We start from the raw sequence: 23,848 nt of genomic DNA on the forward strand, positions 1-23,848 counted from the left end.
AGGGCCCTTCTGAGTTTTGCGGCTTAGCCTATGGGCCTACCCGATCCTGCGTCCACGGCCACGCTGGCGCAGTCCCACAACCAACCCGCCAGCCAGGAGCAGAAGTGCCGCGAAGGAAGCCAGTACGGCAGCGTTACTACCCGTGCTCGCCAGATCGTCACCTGAATCGGTGGCTGTCGACGTTGCAGTGGCGGTCGACGCCGCGGTGGCAGTCGTTCCCGGCTTGGTCGGCTCAGTCGTTCCCGGCTTAGTCGGCTCAGTCGTTCCCGGCTTAGTCGGTTCCGTTGTGGGCGGCTTAGTCGGTTCCGTTGTGGGCGGCTTAGTCGGTTCCGTTGTGGGCGGCTCGGTGACTTCTGCTGCTACAACCGTGATATCCAGTGATCCGGTAGCGGCTTGACCGGCCGGGTTGGTTCCGTTGACTCGTAAGGTGTAGTCACCCAGAGCACTCTCAGCTGGAATACGAGTCTTCAGCACAGCATTGCCGTCCGCATCGGCCGTGGCCTGCTCAGAGTCGCCGGGAGCAAGACTCAATGCAGCAGCGCTGCCCGATTCCAGTGTGAACGTGACATCACTGCCCGGTTTGAGGTCCGGTACAGTCACGGTGAAGGCGCTGCCCGGGTGCAAAGCCCCGGTGCCTTCTCCAAGGGCTGGGCGCAATGCAGCCGCTTCACTGACATCTACTTCACGTTCGCCAGGTTCAAAACCAACCGGCGGAGTGATGACAGGCTCCTCACCATTGGTCCCGTAGACACGCATTTCTGCGGCTGCGGCAAAGCCCAAACCGTTGTGGGCGTTGAGGCCCTCAAACTTGACGTAGCGTGCAGTGTTTCCTGCCGGGATGGGCAGAAGCTGCATTTGCACACCGGTAGTCAGGCTTCCCGAGGCAACAGCGGTGCCCCAGGTGACGCCGTCGTTAGATACATAGAGCTTGTAGTCCTTGATGCGACCATTGTCTCCACCATCCTGGCGGCCTTGGAACCCAACGCCTGTCAGGGTGTAGTCCTCGGAAAGGTCAAACACCACCGAGTGCGGGTACGGACTGCTGGCAGTGTCGTATTTGGAGTGCCAGATGGTGGAAACATTTCCGTCAAGGACATTACTGACGGGGCCTTCGGCGCCTGTTGCCGCCTGCTGGGAGTCCGTGGTCACCTTGAGCTTGTTCAGCGGAACCATGCCGGTTGACTGCACCGGAAGGGAGATCTGCTCGGAGACATGCTTGGTGATGTTCTCGTTGAAGTACACGGCCGCTGCCGTCACAGGCGTTGAGGTACCGCCAGCGTTAGCGGCCGGAACGACAACCCAGGTGGTGGATACGCTTGCACCCTCAGCTACCGAATCGAACAGGTTTCCGTTCTGGTTCTTGACCAAGAACGTCCAGCCTGCCGGCGGGGTGCCCAGGCTCAATTCAACGTTGGTGGCAGCAGTTGCTTCAGTATTAGTGAAGGTCGTAACAATCTCGGCAGGTACCTGGGGGCTAAGTGCTGGCAACGCGCCAACCTTAATAGTGGCGCAACCGGGCTGGTTGGCGGCGGGGCCAAGGTCCCGTACCACCATGTTGTCCATCACCATGTCTGTTGATCCGCTGCCAATGCGGCGCAGTCCAACCCATGCGGAGTCGCAGCCAGCTACAAACTTGCTGGAGAAACTCGTCGTCGCAAGGGCAGGAGTAAGCGTAACTTTATTGATTTCCTTTGAGATAACAGCGGATCCGGTCATCTCATCTGCGCCCGTCACCCACTGCCATTGCGAGGCACCGTTGGACTGGTAGTCAAAGGTGATCTCGTATTCATGCCCAAACGCGAACGGCAAAGTTACAGGAGTCGAACGGTAAATCAGGCCTGCACGCTCGTTGTGAGCCTTGAGTGAGTGAGTGCCGCCCTTTTCGGTGATGACGTCATCAACCTGGCCTGTACCCTTCCATGCCTTCTGAGTGAACGGTGCATGGAGCTGGCTGATGCTCGTCTGCGGATCTGAGAGCCCGCCGTTGTTGCCCTTGAAGAACGGGCCCCAACCGGGCTGATTGCCTTCGAAATCCTCAGTGAAGACCACATTGCCACCGATGGCCGGCAACGTAGTGGGGACAATAGCCAGCGGCTTGGTCATGAGCGTGTTCAACGGCGCATCGGTCATGACGCGGACGTCGTCGATGGTTACCTTGGCGGCACCTGCTGCGGCAGAAACCTCAATCTTCACCGTACCGTTGGCCGGGGCGGTGAAGGTCAGCGGGGCCCGCTGTGAGTACGTTTCGCTCTTGGAATCAGAGGCCATGCGGTTCTGTGCCGGGGTGATCGCGAAGGAGTTCTCCGCGGATAGCCCTGAGCCGGTTGCCTTCAGCGTTGTTGCACGGCGTTTGCCCTGCTCAATCTCAATGTTGGCGCTGACTGTGTACTTTTTGCCCGCAGTCAGTCCGGTCACGGTCTGGGAAATGGACGACGCCGAGTCCCCCAGCACCGCTACATTGTCACCGATCGCTGTGCGCTGGGCCTGTGCGCCACCTGTGGCACCCCAGGCGCTCAGGTTTCCGGTATTGAAACCGGGGTCAACGAGTCCTGAATCTGCACCGTAGTTAGCTGCAGGCTGGGGAGCCTTGCCGCCAACCGGAACCAGTACGTAAGCGGTGCCTGCTTCTGCGGTCAGCGTGACCTTACCGGCAGCTGCGGCAACGTCGGAGACTTTGACCCGGCCGTTGTCCGTGAGCTTGAACAGTTCAAGGTTGGTGTTGCCAGCAAAAGTGGCGGGGAGATCGAACGTGGCAGTTCCTCCCGCAGCGTTGTAGTGGTAGAGCTTGGTGGCCTTATTGGGATTTGAGACGGTGTCCGGATCCGCTACATCTTGCCACGGGATCAGGTATTTGTTGCCGTCAATGACAAGCTTTCCGTCGAGGGTGACCTTGCGGACACCGCCCACCATGTCAATGGCTACCTTGTGCCCGTCAGAGTCTTCGAGCTTGGCCGAGGTACCAGCATTCCACTGTGTGAGTTCGTAGTGCTGGAGGAACTTGGTGGGAAGGTTATCACTCCATACCTTGGAATAGGTGGCGTTAAAGTCCTTCTGGCCTGACCAGCCTTCATAGTCCTTGACTACCTGGCCACCGAGCAGCGGATCAATGTTCCACAAGTCGCGGTCTGAGTTGGCGATGAAGCGGATCATCTGTGAGCTGATGCCCTGATTTCCACCATAGTTTTTGTCATTGGCCCAGTGGGACCAAATGGAGTTGTTTTCAAAACGCGAGGCATACTCGGTAGTGATTTCATAGCCCATCTTCTGCAGGTTATTGGCTAAACCATCGGCCATCGCCCCGCTTTCCAGGTAGGCGTCTATGTAGAGACTCTTGACTCCGGGAACGGTGTCCTTCAGCTCCTGAAAGCGGTCAAGGACGTTGCCCGATCCGAGGTCATGAGGCATGTCGATGAGGTACGCGCTGTTGAGCCAATCCCAGCCTCCGCGACGGGTGCCAATGAGCTCTTCGTTGAAATACTGTGCCTGCGCGTAGGCCTCTGTGGCGTTGACGTGAACACCAAACTCGGCATTATAGTTTGAGCCCTCATTGACCAGGGTGTTGAAGTCTCCTGCGCCACCGGCTCGGGTATTGATGTCATTACCGTAGTCGGGGTGAGCTGCATCGTGGCCCTCACTTTGGTATCCCTTTTCCAAAATCCACTGCCCGAGGTTGTCAGTAGCCATGGAGAAACGTTTGACGTTATCCAAGGTCTTCAGGAAGGGGTTGGTGGCTGCACTACCGAAGTTAAAGGGGATGCGGGAGACTACCCTGTCAGGAATTTTATCTGAGCCCAAGGGCTTTTCAGAGTTCTTGCGGAAGGCAATGGCTGCATCCTGCCAGTCCACAGAACCGGAAGCATTCACATCACCGGCAAGAACTACAGTGGCCTGCGGCAAATCAAAGGTGGACACGCGGGGGTCCGTGGCGCCGACGGGGTGGTAGGTGAAGGTGCCAGGTGAGAGTGAGGCTACCTTTGCCCCTGCCGCGCCGTTCTGAATCTCCGATAACAGGCGCTTGTTCCACTCGTTGTTGCCTGAATCTTCCGTGGCGTTAGTGATGATGCCTGCGGCCAGATCGGAGGTGTTGACAAAACCGTAGGGTGTTCCAACCGCGGCGGCATCTACCGGACTACCTGCGGTGACGGACAGGATTTTGTCCTTGTTGGTGGTGGTGTCGTCCGTGTTCTCCGTCCGGGCCAAGGTGGCGCCGGACTCGGTGGAGCTGACTGAGAGGAGGGAGTGGCCTGGAATGGACAGAGTATTTAGGGTAGCTTCGCCGGCGCCCGTGACCTTTATGACCTTGAATTCAACCGTGTTGGCTGCCGTAACAGTAATGGTCGAGGTGATGACAAGCGCCGGATCTGCAATGGTGGAGACGTAGGTGGCGGTAGCTCCAGTGACGCTCACAGTGGTGGTGGCCGTTTTAGACTGGCCATTAACCAAGAAGGTTGCTAGCGGCTTGCTCTGCCCACCAATGACTTTTCCATCAAGAGTGTAGGAAACCACCTGAGGAAAGGCATCGCCCACGGCAACGTTCAGACCTTGGCCATTGCTCAGTGAGAGCGTGCTGGCATCCCCCGGAGCGGCCGATGCCGTAGTGGCAAGGCCCACGGCAGTCGAGGACATGATGGCCAGCGCTGTCATTGTTGCGAGTGTACCGCGCCAATAACCCGACCTGTGTTTTTGCGCAGAATTTCTCCTGTGCCGTTCATTGTTCTGAGCCATTAATCCACCCTTTTTGGGACAGTTCCCGCTCCGTAGTCAGCGAAAATACCGCTGAGCCACCCAGTGATCCCTGCACTCTACTTGTTATGGATAACACTCTATAGAGTGACCGGCATTACATTCAACGCCTCGGCCCAATGTTACGGAGACTCAACACTCCACTCTGCTCTGGTCAGCCAAGGGCTATCCCCAGAAGCAGAGAAGGAACCGTTGCCATACTGCTTGTGGCAGGAGGGCAACGGTTCCTTGACTGGCGTTGACTACATTCAACACTGCAACGCGATCAGGCAGTGGCGCTTTGACAGTGGCGCTTTACCTTAGTGCGCTTGCTTGTGGCGGCGGCTCATGACGGTGACGCCACCCACCAGGAGCAGCAATACACCGGCGGACAACATCACGGTTGCCGAGGAGGCACCAGTGTTGGCCAGTGAATCATCACCAGTGCCCGCTCCTGCGGGAGCTGTGGGTGCCGGCACGGTAGCTGGCACCGTCGGCCCCGTGGTGGGATCCGTGGTCGGATCCGTGGTCGGATCCATCGTCGGCCCCGTGGTGGGACCCGTGGTGGGACCCGTGGTCGGCCCCGTGGTCGGATCCGTGGTCGGATCCGTGGTGGGACCCGTGGTCGGATCCGTGGTGGGATCCGTGGTCGAATCCGTCGTCGGAGCGGCTTGAACCGTCAGCTCGGCAGATTCACTGATGGCAGTTCCCAAGCCGTTGCTAAAGACGGCACGGAATGCAGAACCATCGTGGCTCATCTCTACCGAATCCATGGTGAGCGTTGCCTTCGTGGCACCGGCAATCGCTGTCCAAACTTCTCCGTCAGAGGAGATTTCCCACTGGATAGTTGCGGCCGGGTTTGCGGTGGCCACAGCCGTGAACTCTGCGGTTTTGCCAGCCGTGGCACTCACATCTTCTGGTTGTACCGTGACAACGGGTGCCCCCAGCACAGCAGCAACGTTCAAGGTTGCCGGCGTTGAGAACACCTGACCGGCTGGTCCGTTGATCATCGCACGGTACTGGGTACCATCCATCTCCGCGGACACAGCCGGAACGGTCAGTGCAGTGCCCTGGGTGGCGGCAATATCAGTCCACGCTCCGCCAGCATTAGACTGCCACAACACCGAGGTGCTGGGAGCGCCAACAAAACTGCTGAAGAAGTATGCGCTGTTCCCCTGCGTGACAGTGGTGTCATCAGGGTTCAACGAGGCTACGGGGGCCTGAACGGCCGTGGTCATGGTGAAATCATCACAGAAACCTGCGCCGGAGCCACCTGGCTTGTAGCAGTAAACGGTCACTGCCTTGGTGTTACCGGAGTTGAAAGCAATGGTTGTGTATTTCATCTCCGGCGTTGTAACAGAGGCGAACTTCTGGTACTGATCGGGGTTGTTGGCATCCTGATTTCCAGTAAAGTTCTTCAGGCCCAAGCGCACCTCCGAGCCGTCAGCCGAGGCGACCCACCCGCTGAACAGGTAGTCGGTGTTGGGCTGCAGAACCACTGGGAACTGCTCGGAAGAGCCTGCGCCCGTGATCTTCAAAGCAAAGTTGCCGGAAACTGCCTTGGCCTCATCACGGGAAGTGTTCCATGCACCCCAAGGGGTGTTGGACAGCGCCTCAAACGAACCATCCACAATCCTGTTATCAACTGCAACCATGCTCACATCAGAGCAGCCCGCCGTGCCATCACAGTTGATGGCAACGGTTGTCGCGTCCAAAGCGGTGGAGAAAATGACATCACCGTTGCTGCCAGCCGGGGTTTTGAAGCCCTTGGGGTTGGTAACTGAAAGCGTTGCACCGGCAGCAAGTGTGCCGGAGACCTTGTAAGTGGTGTTCGTGCGAACAGGCACCTTGGTCAGTGCTGCACCGGTTGCAATGGTCTCGCCATCAACGTCACAGCTACGCTCATCGACTGCCGTGAACTGGAACGCACCAATGTCAGGGGCGCAGCTGGACGGCACGGAGTTACCAAAGAAATCCACTGTTCCAACAGGAGCAATGGGCAGGCCCTTGGCAGCAATCCTAGAGTCCTGGATCTTGAACCGTTCCAGGCCAGTACCCGCAGCAAGTGCCAGCTTGTCTGCGATGGTGACGGCTGCTGGGTCAGCGGGCCAGGCACCGCCGGGGCCGGAGAAGGCATTGTTGCGCCACTGGATGGTCTTCGCGTTGGGCGCTGCGCTGGATTGGTCACGTACCGTAGCCGACGCCACAAACAGGTTGTTGGCCATCAGCATTGAGATGGGGGTGCCACCAATATTGTTCAGCAGGTGATTCGGCGTGTTAGGCAAAATGATGGTGTTGTTGTAAAACTGGTTCTCAGTTCCGCCGGCAACAAAGTTGACGCGGTCATGATCGTTTTCCGAGACGTTATAGCGGAAAGTAGCCTGGGTGGACAGTCCGCCGCAGCCACAGAAGAGCATCATGCCGCCCTCATTGTCATGGCTGTAGTTGTACTGGAACAGCGTGTCATTGGTGCCGTAGTCAACATCGAAGGCATTGCCGTCATTGTTTCCGGGGAGCTTCTTGGTCTCAAAAACCTCGTTGTACTGGAACGTGGTGCCATCGGCATTCCACGCCCACACGCCGGCGTTGGAGCCGTTGGGGATGTTTGCCGTGTCTGAGACGGTGTTGTACTCCACGAGGGCGTTCTTGTTCATCTGGACGACAATGCCGTCGCCACCAACGTTCTTCACGGTGTTGCCGCGAATGACCAACCCTGTTGAGGGAGTCCACGGCAGGTTCGGCCGATCCGCTACGGGGCAGCCGTCCCAGCCAACCTCGGCACGGCACTTCCACCGAGTGGACATGTTAATGCCGCTGCGGTTGACGTTTTCAACGGTGTTGTTGGCGATCACTACATCGTTGAACCAGGTAGGGACGCGCTCGGCAACGGTGTCCGAGGCATAAACCTCGAACTGGATTCCACCGGAGCCCTTGAGGTCCTTCTTGCCTTCGCCGTAGACGTCATGGATGTTCAGGTTTTCGATCCGGTAGTAGTTGGCTTGGCCAATGTCCTGAACCTTGACCACCAGCCCACGGCGCTCATTTTTATAGCGCGCCGAGCTATCAGCATCGATGTTGGTAATTTCTAGGTTGCGAATTTCCCAGTACTGCTGGTTGGAAAGCTGAACCGTGGCGTCAATGCCGGCACCGTTAATGATGGGTTTGGCCGTCCCTGTGCCATAGGCGTCAAGGACAATAGGGGCTCCAGGTTCGCCGGATCCCTGCGGACGCAGGGTGCCTTGGCACGAGCTTCCACGCTTGAGCAGGATCTGGTCCCCGGCAGAAAAGACGGTGGCATTGACGCTTGTCAACGCGTTCCACGGGCTGGAAATGGTTCCGTCGCCGTTATTGGCGGCGCCGCAGTCAAGAAAGTGCAGATTTCCAATGGCGGTGGCGGCCATTGCGGCGGCCGGCGCTGCAACAGCACCGACTCCGCTCATGGCGGGGCTGTCCGTGGGGGTGGGGGCGGCGGCAACGGGGCCAGCAACTGCCAGCCCGCCCGCTACCAGCACAGCGCTGAACATAGCCAGCAATGCAGGTCTTTTCATCAATTTTCCCTATCGAGGTTGGGCTCTCGCACGCCAGCGCATCACAGAGATGTGAACGTGCACACATAATCGTGTGAAAGCTATCACAATAGGGGCACTTGGGGGGATTGTTACGGATAACAGTTCTGCGGGAAAGGATCCGCTCCGTTCATGGCGCGGATCATTGATGCTTTGATCTGCCACTGCGGCACGTTCAGCCGATATGCCGCAACAGCTCAGGCGGAGTCTCGCCACACAATGCTAGTGGGGACAATTTCATGGGCATGTCTAAGGTCCTCGCCCTTGAGCTGGCGCAACACGAGGGAGGCCATGATTGCACCCATTTCCTCAACGGGCTGCCGCACAGTGGACAATCCAGGAAAGGCGCGTTTGGCCCAGAGACTGTCATCGAAACCAACCACGCCAACGTCACACGGAACGGACTTTCCAGCTTCCCTCAGAGCATCCATGGCCCCAATCGCGAGGGCATCACAAGCGGCAAAGACGCCGTCAATGTCAGGATCCCTACGCAGAAGTTCCCGCATGGCCGCAAAACCCGCCTCATGACCCCAATCCGGGGTGGGAATCACAAGGTTCGCATCGAAATCCGCACCTAAGGCTGAGGTAAACCCCGCAAGTCGCTCCCTGGCAGCACGCATGGCCTCCGGACCTTCAATCATGGCAATGCGTTTGCGCCCGGTACCCACCAATCGCGCACAAATGCCCCTGGCTGCTTCGACATTGTCCACGTCCACCCAGGGAATGCTGCTCGCCCCGGCTGGCCTGCCGGCCATTGCGGCGGGCAGGCCCAACTCCTGAACAATACGCAAGAGCGGATCTTCCGCCCGGACAGAGACCAAGATTGCGCCGTCAACATAGCCTCCGCGGAGATGTCCGGCTATTCGACTCAGGGTCTGCTCCGTGTCCAAAATCAAGATAACCAGCTGGAAATCCGCCTCGGAGAGAACCCTGTTGGCGGCGGTAAGCATGCCGCCGAGGTTGGGGTCGTTATAAAACATATTGTGAGATTCATGGACCACGAAGGCAATATTCTTGGTTTGCCGAGTTGCCAGTGACCGCGCCGCCGTATTGGGAACGTAGCCAACCTCTTCAACAGCATCCTTGATGGCCAGTCGCGCACCCTCAGAGACATAACCGCTGCCGTTGAGGTACCGGGAGATGGTGCCCCGCGACACTCCCGAGGCGGCAGCGACGTCGAAGATGGTAACCCGCCGGGCGCGCCCGGCGTCAGGCCGCTCATTGCTCATGATCGAATTATTTCCTTATGGCTGGATTCCTTCTTATGCTATGCCACGCTTGCGGATCTCCGTTGGCGCCAGCTTGCGCCTTGGCAAAAAGGGCTCAGCACGGAGGCGGTCAGCACTACACACCGCACCGTTTCTTTTGCGCATTCAAGCAACTCTCCTATAGTGATCTCAACGGTGTGTGAGCGTGCACATAAGCCCATACTCATATCTGACCAGTGGAGGTACCCAGGGATGATTCCCGCAATCGCCTACGGGGGCGACTACAACCCCGAGCAGTGGACCGCTGAAACGGTGGACCGCGATATTGAACTCATGCACGAAGCTGGGGTCAATTTAGTATCCGTGGGAATTTTCTCGTGGGCGGTGCTGCAGCCTACGCCGGGAGTATTTGACTTCGGCTGGCTGGATACCGTCATGGACAAACTCCACGACGCCGGCATCGCTGTGGACCTGGCCACTGCCACGGCTTCCCCGCCGCCATGGCTGGGACATCTGCACCCGGACACGTTGCCGGTAACGCGCGACGGCGTGCGGCTCAGCTATGGTTCCCGGCAGCAATTCAATCCCTCAAGCGCCACGTTCCGCAGGGAGTCCCTGATCATGGTGCGTGCCATCGCCGAACGCTATGCCAAGCATCCGGCCTTGAAGATGTGGCATGTGAACAATGAGTACGGCTGCCACGTGCATGAGAGCTTCGATGAAGAATCAGCCACGGCTTTCAGGGAATGGCTGCAGGCTCGGTACGGCACGCTGGCGGAACTGAACCGGGTATGGGGCACAACTTTTTGGTCCCAGCGGTATTCGGATTGGGCGCAAGTGAGCGCCCCACGCGCCATGCCTACCCTGCCCAACCCGACCATGATGACGGACTGGAACCGTTTCTGTTCCGACGCCCTCTTGGCCTGTTACACGGCAGAAAAGGAGGTCTTGAATGAGCTCACACCGGATGTGCCACTGACAACGAACTTCATGGGCGCCTTTGCCTGGGTCGACGGCTGGAAGTGGGGTACCGAAATTGACATCATCTCCAACGATTCCTACCCCGACCCCTCGGATCCACGAGCCGGACGTGAATTTGCCTTTGAATCCGATCTGATGCGTTCGCTCGGCGGCGGCAAGCCGTTCATTCAGTTGGAACAAACCACCTCCGCTGTCCAGTGGCGCCCCCGCAACGCCGTCAAGCGTCCCGGCCAGTACAAGCTATGGTCGCTGCAGGCAGTGGCCCGGGGCGCTGACGGGATCTGCCAGTTCCAGTGGCGTCAGTCCGCCTCGGGGGCAGAAACATTCCATTCCGGGATGGTCCCGCACGCCGGCAAGGCCAGCCGCACGTGGCATGAGGTGGTTGAGCTGGGCTCCGCACTAAAAGACATTGGTGTAGTTGCCGGGTCCAGAGTCCAAGCTCAGGCAGCCATTGTGTGGGATTGGGAAAGTGCGTGGGCGCAACGCAACTCCATTGGCCCTGTTGATACAGAGCCGTTGACCATAGCCAAGAGCTGGCATGCCAGCTTGTTTGAAATGGGCATTGCTACCGACTTTGTCCACCCGGACCATGACCTGGGCAAGTACCAGCTCATCATTGTCCCGTCCCTCTTTGCCGTCAGTGACGCATTCGCGGCCGCCTTGGCCCGAGCGGCAGCCAACGGGGCCCAGGTTATTGTCAGCTGCTTGACCGGGGCCCTGAATGCGGAGGGGCATGCCCAATTGGGCGGCTACTTGGGCCCGCTGGCACCCATGCTCGGTGTTCGCGTGCTGGACTTCTCCCCCCTTGGCGTGGTTCCCCACACCACAGAGATTGAAGTCAACGGCCCACTGGATGGCCCCGCCCTGGACCCTATCTATGAGCCCATCAGCTCCCTCATCCGAACGCCCGCAACGGAACGCAGCGTAGCTCTGCTTCCCACTGCGGCTGACGGGATCACCGGAAACGCCATTGGCTGGGTTGAGAACCTCGAGGTGATCGAGGGGGCAGGGGCCTGCGTGCTCTCCACCTTTGCAGGTCTGGACACCTCCGGCTGGCCCGCCATTACCAGGCGCCAGCATGGGACGGGCACAGCCTGGTATGTGGCGAGTAACCCGGATGCCAGGGGACGTTCGGAGGTGATTTCCGCCGTCGTGCGTGAGAGCGCCGGCAGTGCACATCCCATCCGTCCGGTGCTGGATGCGCCGGTTCCCGGCATTGAAGCGGTGCTGCGCGGGCAGGTGCTGTTCCTGCTCAACCATGCGGACACTCCAGCCCTGGTGCCGGGAATCAGCGGCACCGTCTTGTACGACGGCGGTCAGCCCAGCCCTGAGGGTCCCCGCCGCGGGACCGTGCTCAGCGGTGCCGATGTCAGTGTGGGGCCACGCAACGCCGTGGTGCTGCAACTCTGACTTTTCGCAGCACACCAGCGCCAACAGTACCAAGAGGGCAGTTCCGGTCAATACGGCCGGAACTGCACTCTTGCATTTCTACGCTAATGATCCCCTACGGCAGAGCGGCGCAATTGTTGGTTGGGGCTGAACCGGCGATCAGTTTCTGCCCAGGGGCGCAGCGGCCGGCCACATAGGCGTCCTGGACGGACGGAATTACCAGCGTGTCAGCCTCGCCCTGTGCAATAAGGAGCGGGAACGGGATGTTCATGACAGGGGTGTTTTCCCGAAATCGATCCCCCATGGGCCCGGTTGTGGGGTCCTTGGCGAAGATGGTCTTGCCCTTGTCGATCGCGATGGCACTGATCAGCGAAACCAAGACACCGGGTTCAGAGAGGCAACGGCTGGAGATTTTACGCACAAATGTCCTGGCCACCGGCGTGATGTAGTCATTGAACCGGACCTCAGGATAGGCGTCGGAGGAAGCTGGCACCCACGTAGAAGGTCAGGGCGCCCAGCGACGAGAGCGGCTTCGTGGCCAACTCATACCCCAGCCAGACACACAGGACACCGACAAGGAGCACCACCCATGCTGGAGCTTTTGCCAACAAGGCGGGCAATGCCCGTGCATGGTCCCCGAAGGTGCGCTTCATGGCCGTATCCTGTTGCGGCGTCTCCAGCGTCATCTATCCCCCTGTAGCAATGCTTGTACTGCCTCTGGGCAGCCATTGGCCACGTCTAGCGGCGAGGATAGCTACTCCCCTGTTACGTTTCTGTTCCGTTCCTGCCCCAGCGGGCACTGGCATGGCTAGACTGGCCCCATGAGTGCACATGCTTCCACCCCTGTTACTGTCACTGTCACCGGTGCTGCCGGCCAAATCGGTTATGCACTGCTCTTTCGCCTTGCCTCCGGAGCCATGTTGGGGCCCAATGTTCCCATCAAGCTGAATCTGTTGGAGATCCCACAGGCAACTCAGGCTGCCGAAGGCACAGCGTTGGAACTCATGGACTGCGCCTTCCCGCTTGTGGCTGGCATGGAGGTCTTTGACGATCCCGCCAAGGCGTTCGACGGCGTCAACATCGCCATGCTTGTCGGGGCCCGCCCGCGGGGGCCGGGCATGGAACGGGCAGACCTACTCTCTGCCAATGGCGGGATTTTCTCAGTCCAAGGCAAGGCCCTGAACGCTGGCGCCGCCGAGGATGTGAAGGTGGTTGTGGTGGGAAACCCGGCAAATACCAACGCACTCATTGCTTCTGCGCATGCACCCGACATCCCTGATTCGCGTTTTACGGCCATGACCCGGCTGGACCATGACCGCGCCTTGGCCCAGTTGGCCGCAAAAATGGACCAACCCGTGGCGGCCATCCGGAAGCTGGCCATCTGGGGCAACCACTCGGCCAGCCAGTACCCGGATATCACCCACGCCACCGTCAATGGCGTCTCTGCGACATCCCTCGTAGCGGAATCTTGGATTGCGGATGAATTCATCCCGCGCGTGGCCAAGCGCGGTGCCGAGATCATCTCGGTGCGCGGTGGTTCCTCGGCAGCGTCAGCCGCCAATGCCGCCGTCGAACATATGAGGTTGTGGGTGCAGGGTACTCCGGACGGTGATTGGACCAGTATGGCTGTGCCTTCCGACGGCTCCTACGGTGTGCCAGAGGGCATCATTAGTTCGTTCCCCGTCACCACACATAACGGTGAATACTCGATTGTGCAGGGTTTGGAAATCAGCGACTTCTCCCGCACTCGGATCGACGCCTCCGTTGCGGAGTTGCTGTCCGAACGGGACGCCGTAGCCCAGCTCGGCCTGCTCTGATCCGCGCCGCCCCATCCGGGCCCCCCGACCCATCCAGGCCGTTACACTGCCTGGATTGACTGTAAAGGTTTTTGTTCCAGTGGCGGTTTCCAGCACCAGTTCGTGCCGGATCCGGCGGTTGTCGTGCCCCGAATAGCCATTCCGGCTCCGGTTCCAGATCATGTTTTGCACAATGCGGGGCAGCATGTCGCCGAATTGCCGGGACCCTGTGGCCACAACAAGGCCCTGAACATCGTGTCGCGGCACAAAATCTAGGATACCCACGGCGAGCCGGAGCAGGCCGTACAGCGTGAAGATCACAAAGAAGATGGCTGCCGGAATGGCCAGCATGCGCAGTATTCCTGCGATAGCGGCCAGCTCCGTGTCATCGCTGAGTTTGCCCCCGGCAATCCGTAGCGACCAGTACAGTGCAAAAATACCAATTGCCGTGTGAATCAATCCCTGCAGGGCCAGGCGGGCGGGCGATATGCCTTCCCCACGGTCGCAGGGGGATACCCAGCATCCTGCCAAAGTTTTGGTGGTTCATGCTCGTCCCACTTTCTACAGCCGGAACGCTTAGTCTACGAACCTTTCCCCAACTATTCTTAGCGCCTCGAGGTCGGCTTGGCCCACAGCCCTGAAACTGGGACGTGAGCTTTGCGTTCTGCCGCTATTTGCGGCCCTTGGCAAAGTAGGCGATGGGTCCGGCAAAGTTAATGAACGACGCCGCCACCCACCCCGCCTTGGGGCCATTGAGCTGCGCCGGGGTTCTTTTGGCGATGTCACGTAAGGCAGCAGCTTGTAAGGCCAGCTGCACAATTCCTGCTAGGACGATGACGATCTGGCGTCCCCTGCTCACATCACTCCATTTTTTCTTCATGCCTTCACACGCTTCCTTTTCTTCCCTTGGTTGTGCCAGCCGCTTATGCAGCTAGTTACTGTGTTCAAAGACCCAGGGCAGGCCAGTTATGGTGAGCCTGTGCCTGGCACCTGCGCCAACACCTGCACCATCCCGGAACCCTGGGTAGGCTTCGTCGCCCGCCCAAAGAACACCTGACGGGCGGCTTCCATCCGGTGGCATGAGCCAATGGGTGTTATAGGACAATGCCGTATGTTCCCGCGCATCGGCGAGGGCCTGCTGGACGGAGGTTGCGCCGTCGAGGTTGTGCAAGGTGACCCAGGTTGGGGGTACCAGCTTCATCTCGCCCCGGGCGTGGCGGGCCAAGGCCTGCCCCGGGGTCAGCCACGCATGGCGCTGATGCTCGGCAGGGTTGAGCACAATTTGCGCAGCAGTGGCAGGAGCCAGCATGAACCAGGTCCGGAAACGGCGCGGAAGCGCCTGCATGGGCGTCCACTGCGAGAGCCAGATAAGCTCATCTGGGCGCAGTGCCTGCCCAGTCTCCTCGGCCAATTCACGTAGGCCGGCCACGCGGGCTGCTGTCAGCTCGTCCAAGGCCGCACCCGTTCGGTCCACACGGTCTTCCGGATCCACTTTCCCGCCAGGGAAAACCCAGGCCCCACCAAAGGAACTGCTGCTCGCTGGCCGTTCCAGCATCAGGGTCTCAAGGCCCAGTTCACCGTCACGAACAATGACCACGGTGCAGGCATCTTCCAACGGTGCAAGTCGCGCGTCTGTCTCCATGGAGACAGCCTATCTCTCCCAGTTTGGACTGCGCCGGATATACCCATTGCCGCGGACTATACATGCGAGTAGTCTGCTATTCATGAGTACAGCTCATGCAGATCTGACAGCTCGGGCACGGTTGCGGGATGCCGCAATTGAATGCTTCGCCGCACGGGGTTTTGCTGAATCCCTGCGTGCCATCGCCGCACGGGCAGGTGTCAGCGCCGGACTGGTGCGCCATCATTTCGGCTCCAAGGAGCAATTGCGCGCAGAATGCGATGCCACTGTCCTCAACAGGTACCGGAGTCTCAAAACCGAAAGCATGGACACCGCTCCCGCCCAGCTTTTCGCCCAGCTCCCCTCGTCTAGGGAGGCTGGCATACTCCTCCTGTACATCCTGCGCAGCGTCAGAGACGGCAGCGCAGCAGGTCGCGACTTCATTGAACAAATGATTGCTGAGGCACTTGTCTTGACTCGCAACGCGGTCAAGAGGGGGCTGGTCATCCCCAGCCTCGATGAGGAGGCTCGCGTCCGGTTCCTGACCTATCAATCCATTGGCTCGCTCATGGTTCAGTTCTCCATTCACCCTGACGCCGCGCTGGATGACTTTCAAGGGGTGATGGAACAGTTTTACGCCGACATCATGCTGCCCACGCTCGAACTCTATTCAGATGGCCTGTTCACCAACCGGGAGTACCTGGAGCAGTACCTTATCTATCGTGAGGCACATCCGCTCCCCCACCCACCCGCGGGCTTCGCGGGAGAGACCGCATCACCGTAAGGAACGAATCATGGCTGTAAATACTGTGGCCATTGAGGTCAGTGGCCTCCACAAGAAATTTGGTCGCACTACCGCGCTGGCAGGCCTGGACCTGCAGGTGGAGCAAGGCACAGTTGCCGGTTTCCTGGGCCCAAACGGCTCGGGGAAGTCAACCACCATCCGCATCCTGCTGGGACTTTTAAAGTCCGACGGCGGCAGCGCAACTTTGTTGGGCGGCGATCCGTGGCGTGATGCTGTGGACCTTCACCGGCGCATCGCTTACGTGCCCGGGGATGTGAGCCTGTGGCCGAACCTCACAGGCGGGCAGGCCATCGATATTCTCTCCCGCTTGCGCGGTGGCGTGGACAATGCCCTACGTGATTCCCTGCTGGAGCGCTTTGAACTTGACCCCACCAAGAAGGCCCGCAGTTATTCCAAAGGAAATCGGCAAAAAGTTGCCCTGGTTGCCGGGCTGGCATCCAACGCCGAGCTGTTGATTCTGGATGAGCCCACCTCCGGTCTTGATCCGCTCATGGAGCAGGTGTTCACCTCTTGTATTCGTGAGGTTAAGGCCGAGGGGCGCAGCGTGCTCCTCTCTAGCCACATCTTTGCCGAGGTGGAGAAGCTGTGCGATACCGTCACGATCATCAGAGACGGCAGGACGGTTGAGTCCGGGCGATTGGACGCGCTGCGCCACCTCCACCGGACAACCGTTTCAGTGGTCCTGGACCGGGACGCCGCAATTCTTGCGTCCGTGGCCGGGATTAACGATCTAGTGCTTGACGGCGCCAACGCCACGTTCACCGTGGGCGAGGCCGAGTTGGGCGCGGTGCTGCTGGCACTCTCGGCCTACGCTCCCCGCTCTCTTCTTTCAAGTCCTCCCTCGTTGGAGAATCTGTTCCTGCGCCATTACGCAGGCACGGGGCTCGGGGCCGTGGACGCTACGGCACCAGGGTCCACGAGCCAGATTGCGGGTGCACAATGAGTTCCGCCATGGTTGGGGCAGTACAGACTCCTCGCGGCAGGGCCCGCTCGTTGACGGGCTCAGGCACCATGACAGGATTTCTGCTCTCTGTCCGGTTCATCCTGCGCCGTAACTGGCTGCAGCTGGCACTGTGGGCTGCCGTCCTAGCTGTCATGATCCCCGTGGTCTACGATTCCCAGCAGCAGGCCTTCCCTACCCAGGCTGCCCGCGATGCGTATGCCCAAGTGGCCAACACCCCTGCCGTGGCGGCCATGACAGGACTGCCCTATGCGGCCGGATCACTAGGCGGCATTCTGGTCATCAAGATCTGGATGACCTTGGCCGTAGCACTGAGTTTCGCCTCCGTTTTCCTGGTCACCCGCAACGGCCGGGCCGATGAAGAGACCGGGCGCAGCGAATTGTTAAAGTCCTCGGTCATGGGCCGCCATGCCTACAGCGCCGCCAACTATGTGGTGGCGGGTGCTCTGAGTATTGTCAGCGGCCTTCTCATCTCCTTGCTGTGCCTGTCCGTGCGGTTGCCCACGGCTGGTTCACTCCTCATGGGGGCTTCCATTGCCGGCACCGGGCTGGCCTTTGTGGGGTTGGCTGCCGTCTGTGGCCAGCTCAGCTCCACCAGCCGGGGCACTAACTCACTGGGTGTGGGGCTCATTGCACTGTTCTACTTCATCCGCGCGGGTGCTGATCTGCAATCCAACGGTGTTGACCCAGCTGCTTTGAGTTGGTTCTCCCCCATTGGATGGGCGCAAAACATGCGCCCCTTCGGGCAAGACACCTGGTGGCCACTGCTGGCCCTGCTGGCTCTTGCTGTTGGCGGTTGCGTCATGGCCTTGCGCATTGAAACGAACAGAGATCTTGGTATGGGCCTGCTGCCGGAACGCCGTGGCCCAGCCCGCGCGTCAGCCTTTCTGCGTGAACCCGTAGGCCTGGCGCTGCGCCTGCAACGCGGCAGCCTGCTGGGCTGGCTGGTGGGCGCCGTTGTTGCCGGAGCATTCTTCGGAGGTGTTGCCCAAGCCATGACGAACGCACTGGATCCCTCAAATGCCCTCGCCAAATCCTTTGTGGGCAGCTCATCGAGCATGCTCGACGGCGTCCTTGGCATCTTTGCGCTGGTCAACGGCCTCCTTGCTGGCGCCTTTGCCGTGCAAAGCCTCTCCACTGCTCGCAGTGAAGAAGAAGCAGGGCGCTTAGAGGCACAGCTCGCTGGGGCGCTTTCGCGCTACACGTGGCTGGGTGCCCACGTTCTTGTGGCCGCAGCCGGCTCTGGCCTGATGTTGCTGATTGGCGGTTACTTGGCGGGCGCATCCTCCAATGGTGCTGCCACCGGCAGCGCGATGGCGGGCGCATCTCTCGCCTACTGGCCGGCCGTGTTGTTGATGATGGGCGTGCTGCTTTTCCTCAATGGATTCCTGCCCCGTTTCAGTGTGAGCCTGACGTGGGCTGTGTATGGGATCTCTGTGCTGGTATCCATGTTTGGCGCTCTGTTCTCCTTGTCCGAGGCTGCCATTGCGGCCACTCCCTTTGGCGCAGTTCCACGGCTACCCGCCGAAAACTTCATGCTGCTACCACTGCTGGTCCTCTCAGTTCTGGCGGTGGCTCTGGCAATTCTGGGCGTCTGGCAATTCCGCCGCCGTGATCTGGCTTCTGAGTGATCTGGTTTCCGCCTGACTTGGCAACTGCGTGATGGCACAGCTGCCTGACGCCGGAGTAGCCTGAAGGAACACCAAGCTAGCTTCTCGGCTTCGTAACGGAGGAATTGTGGCGGCATTAACATTGGGCCAGGCCCTGGAACGCGAGCACCGCGAGATTGACGGCGGAATTGAGTCCTTCCTGGATGAGCTGGACAGCGGCGTCCGCGTGGATCCCTCACAGCTAGTCACGGCGTTGGAGAGCCTGCGGCGGCACATCTACTTGGAAGAAGTATTCCTCTTTCCTGACTTGAAAGCAGCCGGCCTGATGGGCCCCATCTTTGTCATGCTGCGTGAGCACGGCATGCTTTGGAGGCAGCTGGACGCCGTCACCGGCATGTTGGCACAGACCTCAGAAACCGAGGTGTTGCGCCATAGCTGTGCCACCTTGTTAGCCCTGCTGAGCGATCACAACGCCAAGGAGGAACCCATCATCTACACGCAGGCGGATGACATTCTCGGTGCCGTAGCAAGCGCTGAACTGCGTAAATTCCTTATACAAGGAACCATGCCGGAGGGCTGGGTCTGCAGCTCAGCTTGAGCTGGCGCCCGCCCCTAAGCTGCGCTGATCATCCCTCACAGGGCACCGTCCCCTGCCCCAGTGCTCCTACTCCCGCGCTTCCAGGTGAAAGCCTGCACTGAGGCGTTCACCATCCGGAGCCGTAACGCTCAGTGTGAGCACACCGTGCTGCTCCCGGATTTCCGGTTTCAGGGTGGATCCGTCCGGGGCCATGGCCTTGAGTAGTTTCACGACGGCGGGATCACCCGTGAGTACTGCCAGTGAGGCATGCACGGAGCGTGTTCCCGAGTGCTCACCCGACAACCACGGAACACTTGTCCGCTCCGCCATGGGGTTGCTGCCTTCCATGTTCTTAATACCGGAAACCGCGTAACCCGTCACTGGCAGCAAATAGCTGCGGAGATGACTATCTGCTGGTGCCGAGTAGCCGCCTTCCCGAAGGTGCGCCGATTGTGGTGCCGCTGATTCAACTACATGAACACGCAGTTCCCAGGGCCCGCGCATGGCAGTTGCGGAGGTAATTTGCCAGGGCGATTCCGTCTCCAGAGACTCGTTGCCCCACACTGGAGAATGCGCGCTGGTCAGGGTATCCGGCGTCGTACTTTCACGGCGGTGGATGGCGGTGCGGCGCGATGGAGCCAGCAGCACGTCCATGATGGCAATGTGGTTATCCAGTGGCGGGCAATATTCCGGGGCGGAGTGGGTGGAGTAGGCCAGCCGGGAGTAATGCGGGTCATCGCCGGCGACGATGCCGGGAAAGTTGTCACTACCGTGGTTGGCCAGCCGGACCACGCCGTCGGCGGCCGTGCTGGAGAGCAGGAACCCGGGAGCGGAGAGGGTGCGCACGGAATCTGCTCGCTCTACGGGGGCGGAGATTTCGGTGGCAGTCCACACAGGGTGCCCGGCATCAAGCAATAGGCCCAAGAAACCCTTTGAGGTCCAATAGGGAGAGGCCGGGCCGGAATAAATTTGTGTCATGGGAGCGAACGTACCAAACCAGCCACAGCTGAGCACGTTGTTCTCCCCGAAGGCCCCACCCTCGTTGAAGTAGTGCAAGGCGCCGCTGCCAATCCGCCGTGTGGCTCCGGGCGCCAGTGCGCTGACACCCATGAGTTCACCCAGCCAGAGCGGGGCGGTGGCGCCAAAACGGTACATCAGTGAGCGCCCTTGAAAGAGGGGCGCTCCGTTGGAACCGAAGAAATAGGAGAAGTCCTGCAGGTAGCGGCCTAGGCGTTCCTTGTAGAGGCCCGCCTTTTGCGCTGCAAGTTCAGGCACGCGAGAGGCCGCCATGAGCGTCCACAGGCAGGGGTACAGGTGCATGGCCCACCCCGCGTAGTAATCGAAACGCTGGCCATTACCGTCGCTATACCAGCCCTCACCCACATACCAATCCTCTATGCGGGCCAATCCGGCGGTGATGTCTTGTTCCTGAAAGTCCTGTCCTGTGGAGGCAATAAACTCCTGCACCATGACCTTGAACATGACCCAGTTGTTGTCCGGAATCTCAACACCTACCGAGCCGCCCAGCCAGCCAAGAACATGGTCCTGTTCCTCTTCTGAAAGCCTGTCCCAGAGCCAGCCGCGTGTCAGGTGCAGCCCTAGCACCACGGATGCGGCCTCCACCAGCGCCTGCCGTGTCACGTTGATGCGCGGCCACGCTTCAGGGGAGTCCGGATCGGTGCCGGCAATCAGGCCCATGCGGTAGAAACCGAGGTGACCGTGCGGGTCTGCTCCGTCTTCGCCAGCAACCCGGAAGGCCGCGAGAATAAAGGTGCGCGAGAATCCCTCCAAGCCGTCAGAGACCTCGCCGGACATGCTGGCGGTCCCTGGGAGATTGAAAAACGCGTGCTGTGCTGAGGCGAAGGGCCGTACCGCTTGAAGTTGAGCATCAGCAGCATCCAGCCAATGCTCCCGCGTGTAGCCGGTTATGGGGCTCAAATCCCAGCTGGCCTGTGGCATGTCAATCATTCTCTGTCACCTTGCTGCGTATCGTGGAGGATGGCGCTCCGGGCCTGCACCCGAAGGCTGCCACCAGTCTAAGGGAAAGGGCTTTCCCGCACGGTGGCGTCCAGCATGGATCAGTACTTAGTGGTATTTTTTTCGTACCCCCTAAGAGCAAACATGACCTTGTTCAGGAAGTCATCCACCTGATCCTGGTCATATCCGTCACGAAATCTCGTCGCCGAAAAACTCTGCTTGATCACGTCGTCGGACAGCAACTGTCCCGCACGCCCTGCCTCCCACTCACGCAGTGCATTCTCCGCAACGTCTAAGAATGCATCCACCTCAAGCACGTTGTAGCCCTCGCGGAAGCGTGTGGGTTGAAATTTGACTTCGGATATATCTGAGCTGCGCATGTTTCTCCTTTTTAGTGGTTGTGTGCCTGTAGTGGTTGTGCGCCTGTAGTGGTTGTGCGCCGTGCAATAACGCTATTTTGCTGCCGACAAAGCGGCTTTGGCCAGCGGGCCGCCGGTGATGGCACCCAGATCACCATCTTCCACAAAGACTGCCACGGCAATATCTCCCTGGGCGGCGATGACCCATGAGTGGGTGCGTGGCGGATTTTCCGTCCCAAATTCAGCAGTTCCTGTTTTTCCGATCGCTTCAGCTCCTGGAAGATCCGCCAGAGTAGACAAATAGCCTTCAGTGACTACTGCCCTCATCAGGATGCGCAGTTCCCCTGCCTCTTTAGCGGTCAAGACCGCGCCCTCAGCAGACTTACTTTTGCCGTCATGGCCGTCTATCAATACCGGGGTCACCACAGTGCCCTTGACCATGGATGACATCATGGTGGCCATGGCTAGCGGCGATACCTGCACCTTGCCCTGTCCAATGAGTGAGGCTGCATGTTCGGTACCCTTGGAATCGCGCGGCACAACACCCATAAAGGCATCAAGACCCAGATCATTCTCCATGCCGATGCCCAAGGCCCCAGCCGCATCAGCCAGCTTTCCTTGCGAGAGATTTTCAAACTGCGAAACAAAGGCTGTGTTGCAGGAGTGCGCGATGGCGGTGGTCAGCGAGACCTGGCCGAGCGCATCTGGCGCGTAGCCGGGTGCATTGAAGAACTTCTTGCCGTCGGCCGTAAACTCCGGGGTGCAGCTCACAATGGATTCAGGCCCCATACCCATGCGAATCAATCCCAATGAGCTTGCCATTTTGAACGTTGAACCTGGCGCGTACTGGCCCAAGAACGCCGTGTTGTAGCCGTTGCTATCGGGGCCATTAGCCGAGGCGAGGATGGCACCCGTTGATGGCCGCATGATAACGATCGAGCTAGGGGTTTTCACACTCTCCAGTGCCTGTTCTGCCGCGCTTTGCATCGCTGGAACCAGCGTTGTTTTCAGATCCTTGCCGTCCACCGGGTCAACAGCGAAGAGGATTTTTGGTGGTGCGTTGGGATCGGCTGACAAGGCCCCGGGGCCGTCCGTTGCCACAGAGGTGGCCGCACCTTCGGCTGCATTAGCGGAAGCGGCGGGAATGGCGCTGAGGGTGATGCCGGGGGTTCCGGACAGCTGGGCGTCAAAGGCAGCTTGCAGGCCGCCAGATCCCACTATCTGTCCGTCGATCACCTTGCCATCAGACTTCTCAATATCTTCGGCAGTAGCCTCATGAACTGAGCCAAGAAGTGCAGCGGCGAAGGTGCGTGTTGGTGCCAGCGGCAAGGTATCGCGAACCACGAGAATGCCTGGGACTGCCTTGAGTTTGTTCTGATCCAGTTCATTAAAGGCCTCCTCACGGAGGGTGATGGCGTCCACGAAGGCAACCGGACCGTAGGCCTTGACCTTCGCCACATAGGCCGCCGCATCAATCTCGAGTACCCCGGCCAGTGCCTTGGCAGAAGCCTCAGCTTCTGCCCCGCTCAGGCCATCCTTGTTGATGCCCACAATGTGCACCGGCCGGTCCTTCACGATGGCTTCCCCATCGGCGGAGAGAATATCTGCACGCTGCCCATTGGTGGTGCTGAGCTTGAACCGCTCACCAGCCTTAAGCTTGGGCACCACCATTTCCGGGGACCAGGTGATGATCCAACTTTTCCCGTCCCGCTTCATGTCTGCGCCGGTTGAGTAAGTCCAAGGTTTCGTAGTGTCCGGCAGCGTCCAGGTGTAATTCAGCGATACCCGGGCGGTGTCTTCAGAGAGTTCAACTCCGCTTACAGCCACCGTTGGCCATACTGGATCGATACTCTTGGCAAGCTCCGTTAGCTCTTTCTGTACGTCCGTTGCTGGCTTGTCGAAACTCAAGTCCCCTACCGTATGAGATGCCAGGGCTTTGGCCAGTGCTTCGGCAGTGGAGGTGCCGTCATCAGGTGCCGAACAAGCACTCCCGCCGACGATGAGGAAAAAGGCAATCAGTAAAATTTTAATGCGACGAAACATGGATTCCCTGACGTAGATTGTGTTTGAGCTTACCGCTCCCCCTCGCGATGCCAACGTAGCCGCTCTGCGATTCTCGCTGCGATTTGCTGTGCACTCCAACGTAATTGTTCAAGGCGCCGGGCGGGCTCTGAGCAGGCTCTGGACGGGCGCGTTTGTCTTGGTTATGAGCGTTTTTTGAGTTGTTTGGTGATGAGTTTCTTGAGCCATTTGGGGTATCGGGGGCGTGGGGTGTC

At 59.5% G+C, this 23,848-nt stretch carries 16 protein-coding genes; 6 read left to right on the top strand and 10 right to left on the bottom strand.

Going from position 1 to position 23,848, the window contains the following annotated elements:
- Window positions 1–36: 36 nt before the first annotated feature.
- The 3 genes from CVS29_RS15725 to CVS29_RS15735 all read right to left on the bottom strand — a co-directional run bounded on the left by CVS29_RS15725 (window position 37) and on the right by CVS29_RS15735 (window position 9,517).
- Entirely contained in the window at window positions 37–4,644 is a 4,608-nt protein-coding gene (locus tag CVS29_RS15725; RefSeq protein ID WP_211315160.1) for an endo-alpha-N-acetylgalactosaminidase family protein, read from the bottom strand.
- A gap of 398 nt (window positions 4,645–5,042) precedes the next feature.
- Window positions 5,043–8,270 carry a right-handed parallel beta-helix repeat-containing protein gene (locus CVS29_RS15730; RefSeq protein WP_110107262.1) on the bottom strand — a complete coding sequence of 1,076 codons (3,228 nt, stop codon included), beginning with the start codon at window positions 8,268–8,270 and terminating at the stop codon, window positions 5,043–5,045.
- 215 nt (window positions 8,271–8,485) lie between these two features.
- Window positions 8,486–9,517: a LacI family DNA-binding transcriptional regulator gene (locus CVS29_RS15735; RefSeq protein WP_110107263.1), complete on the bottom strand. Its 1,032-nt coding sequence runs from the start codon at window positions 9,515–9,517 to the stop codon at window positions 8,486–8,488.
- Window positions 9,518–9,748: 231 nt separating this feature from the next.
- Here CVS29_RS15735 and CVS29_RS15740 point away from each other — a divergent pair, with 231 nt between their 5' ends.
- The gene (locus CVS29_RS15740; protein ID WP_110107264.1) at window positions 9,749–11,887 is read left to right on the top strand and encodes a beta-galactosidase; all 2,139 of its coding nucleotides are present in this window, start codon (window positions 9,749–9,751) and stop codon (window positions 11,885–11,887) included.
- 94 nt (window positions 11,888–11,981) lie between these two features.
- Here CVS29_RS15740 and CVS29_RS15745 read toward each other — a convergent pair whose 3' ends face one another.
- Together CVS29_RS15745 and CVS29_RS15750 are read right to left on the bottom strand one after the other, a co-directional pair.
- Window positions 11,982–12,359, bottom strand: coding sequence for a hypothetical protein (locus tag CVS29_RS15745; RefSeq protein ID WP_110107265.1), 378 nt, complete (start codon window positions 12,357–12,359; stop codon window positions 11,982–11,984).
- Window positions 12,331–12,552 (bottom strand): hypothetical protein, encoded by a 222-nt coding sequence (locus CVS29_RS15750; RefSeq protein ID WP_110107266.1) that lies wholly within the window; start codon window positions 12,550–12,552, stop codon window positions 12,331–12,333. Before CVS29_RS15750 ends, CVS29_RS15745 begins: the two co-directional genes overlap by 29 nt.
- 135 nt (window positions 12,553–12,687) lie before the next feature.
- Between CVS29_RS15750 and CVS29_RS15755 the strand changes: the two genes are divergently transcribed.
- Window positions 12,688–13,683, top strand: coding sequence for a malate dehydrogenase (locus CVS29_RS15755; RefSeq protein WP_110107267.1), 996 nt, complete (start codon window positions 12,688–12,690; stop codon window positions 13,681–13,683).
- 649 nt (window positions 13,684–14,332) lie between these two features.
- Here CVS29_RS15755 and CVS29_RS15760 read toward each other — a convergent pair.
- Together CVS29_RS15760 and CVS29_RS15765 are read right to left on the bottom strand one after the other, a co-directional pair.
- Window positions 14,333–14,542 carry a PLDc N-terminal domain-containing protein gene (locus CVS29_RS15760; RefSeq protein ID WP_110107268.1) on the bottom strand — a complete coding sequence of 70 codons (210 nt, stop codon included), beginning with the start codon at window positions 14,540–14,542 and terminating at the stop codon, window positions 14,333–14,335.
- A 51-nt stretch (window positions 14,543–14,593) separates the two neighbouring features.
- On the bottom strand, window positions 14,594–15,304 hold the full coding sequence (locus tag CVS29_RS15765) for an NUDIX hydrolase (RefSeq protein WP_110107269.1): 711 nt from the start codon (window positions 15,302–15,304) through the stop codon (window positions 14,594–14,596).
- Between the two features lie 82 nt (window positions 15,305–15,386).
- On the opposite strand from CVS29_RS15765, the gene CVS29_RS15770 reads away from it, so the two are divergent.
- The 4 genes from CVS29_RS15770 (at window position 15,387) to CVS29_RS15785 (ending at window position 19,257) form a co-directional block, all read left to right on the top strand.
- The gene (locus CVS29_RS15770; RefSeq protein WP_170121005.1) at window positions 15,387–16,067 is read left to right on the top strand and encodes a TetR/AcrR family transcriptional regulator; all 681 of its coding nucleotides are present in this window, start codon (window positions 15,387–15,389) and stop codon (window positions 16,065–16,067) included.
- Window positions 16,068–16,077: 10 nt separating this feature from the next.
- Window positions 16,078–17,031 (top strand): ABC transporter ATP-binding protein, encoded by a 954-nt coding sequence (locus CVS29_RS15775; protein ID WP_110107271.1) that lies wholly within the window; start codon window positions 16,078–16,080, stop codon window positions 17,029–17,031.
- An 8-nt stretch (window positions 17,032–17,039) separates the two neighbouring features.
- On the top strand, window positions 17,040–18,680 hold the full coding sequence (locus tag CVS29_RS15780) for an ABC transporter permease (RefSeq protein ID WP_110107272.1): 1,641 nt from the start codon (window positions 17,040–17,042) through the stop codon (window positions 18,678–18,680).
- Between the two features lie 106 nt (window positions 18,681–18,786).
- Window positions 18,787–19,257, top strand: coding sequence for a hemerythrin domain-containing protein (locus tag CVS29_RS15785; RefSeq protein WP_110107273.1), 471 nt, complete (start codon window positions 18,787–18,789; stop codon window positions 19,255–19,257).
- Window positions 19,258–19,323: 66 nt separating this feature from the next.
- Here the strand turns inward: CVS29_RS15785 and CVS29_RS15790 are convergent, their stop codons facing one another.
- From CVS29_RS15790 to CVS29_RS15800, 3 genes are all read right to left on the bottom strand, one after another.
- Window positions 19,324–21,204 carry a DUF2264 domain-containing protein gene (locus CVS29_RS15790; RefSeq protein ID WP_110107274.1) on the bottom strand — a complete coding sequence of 627 codons (1,881 nt, stop codon included), beginning with the start codon at window positions 21,202–21,204 and terminating at the stop codon, window positions 19,324–19,326.
- Between the two features lie 110 nt (window positions 21,205–21,314).
- Window positions 21,315–21,593, bottom strand: a complete 279-nt coding sequence (locus CVS29_RS15795) for a DivIVA domain-containing protein (RefSeq protein ID WP_110107275.1) — start codon at window positions 21,591–21,593, stop codon at window positions 21,315–21,317.
- Between the two features lie 72 nt (window positions 21,594–21,665).
- The gene (locus tag CVS29_RS15800) at window positions 21,666–23,615 is read right to left on the bottom strand and encodes a penicillin-binding transpeptidase domain-containing protein (protein WP_110107276.1); all 1,950 of its coding nucleotides are present in this window, start codon (window positions 23,613–23,615) and stop codon (window positions 21,666–21,668) included.
- Window positions 23,616–23,848 lie beyond the last annotated feature (233 nt).

Origin of the sequence: Arthrobacter psychrochitiniphilus (assembly GCF_003185915.1) — a bacterium.
Classification (GTDB): Bacteria; Actinomycetota; Actinomycetes; order Actinomycetales; family Micrococcaceae; genus Specibacter; species Specibacter psychrochitiniphilus.

Excerpts from the sequence above, each read along its gene's own strand:
- CVS29_RS15760 (WP_110107268.1), bottom strand. The coding sequence starts at position 14,542 with ATGAAGAAAAAATGGAGTGATGTGAGCAGGGGACGCCAGATCGTCATC.
- CVS29_RS15730 (WP_110107262.1), bottom strand. The coding sequence starts at position 8,270 with ATGAAAAGACCTGCATTGCTGGCTATGTTCAGCGCTGTGCTGGTAGCG.
- CVS29_RS15770 (WP_170121005.1), top strand. The coding sequence starts at position 15,387 with ATGAGTACAGCTCATGCAGATCTGACAGCTCGGGCACGGTTGCGGGAT.
- CVS29_RS15790 (WP_110107274.1), bottom strand. The coding sequence starts at position 21,204 with ATGATTGACATGCCACAGGCCAGCTGGGATTTGAGCCCCATAACCGGC.
- CVS29_RS15800 (WP_110107276.1), bottom strand. The coding sequence starts at position 23,615 with ATGTTTCGTCGCATTAAAATTTTACTGATTGCCTTTTTCCTCATCGTC.
- CVS29_RS15750 (WP_110107266.1), bottom strand. The coding sequence starts at position 12,552 with ATGACGCTGGAGACGCCGCAACAGGATACGGCCATGAAGCGCACCTTC.
- CVS29_RS15780 (WP_110107272.1), top strand. The coding sequence starts at position 17,040 with ATGGTTGGGGCAGTACAGACTCCTCGCGGCAGGGCCCGCTCGTTGACG.
- CVS29_RS15765 (WP_110107269.1), bottom strand. The coding sequence starts at position 15,304 with ATGGAGACAGACGCGCGACTTGCACCGTTGGAAGATGCCTGCACCGTG.
- CVS29_RS15735 (WP_110107263.1), bottom strand. The coding sequence starts at position 9,517 with ATGAGCAATGAGCGGCCTGACGCCGGGCGCGCCCGGCGGGTTACCATC.
- CVS29_RS15740 (WP_110107264.1), top strand. The coding sequence starts at position 9,749 with ATGATTCCCGCAATCGCCTACGGGGGCGACTACAACCCCGAGCAGTGG.
- CVS29_RS15755 (WP_110107267.1), top strand. The coding sequence starts at position 12,688 with ATGAGTGCACATGCTTCCACCCCTGTTACTGTCACTGTCACCGGTGCT.
- CVS29_RS15795 (WP_110107275.1), bottom strand. The coding sequence starts at position 21,593 with ATGCGCAGCTCAGATATATCCGAAGTCAAATTTCAACCCACACGCTTC.
- CVS29_RS15775 (WP_110107271.1), top strand. The coding sequence starts at position 16,078 with ATGGCTGTAAATACTGTGGCCATTGAGGTCAGTGGCCTCCACAAGAAA.
- CVS29_RS15725 (WP_211315160.1), bottom strand. The coding sequence starts at position 4,644 with ATGACAGCGCTGGCCATCATGTCCTCGACTGCCGTGGGCCTTGCCACT.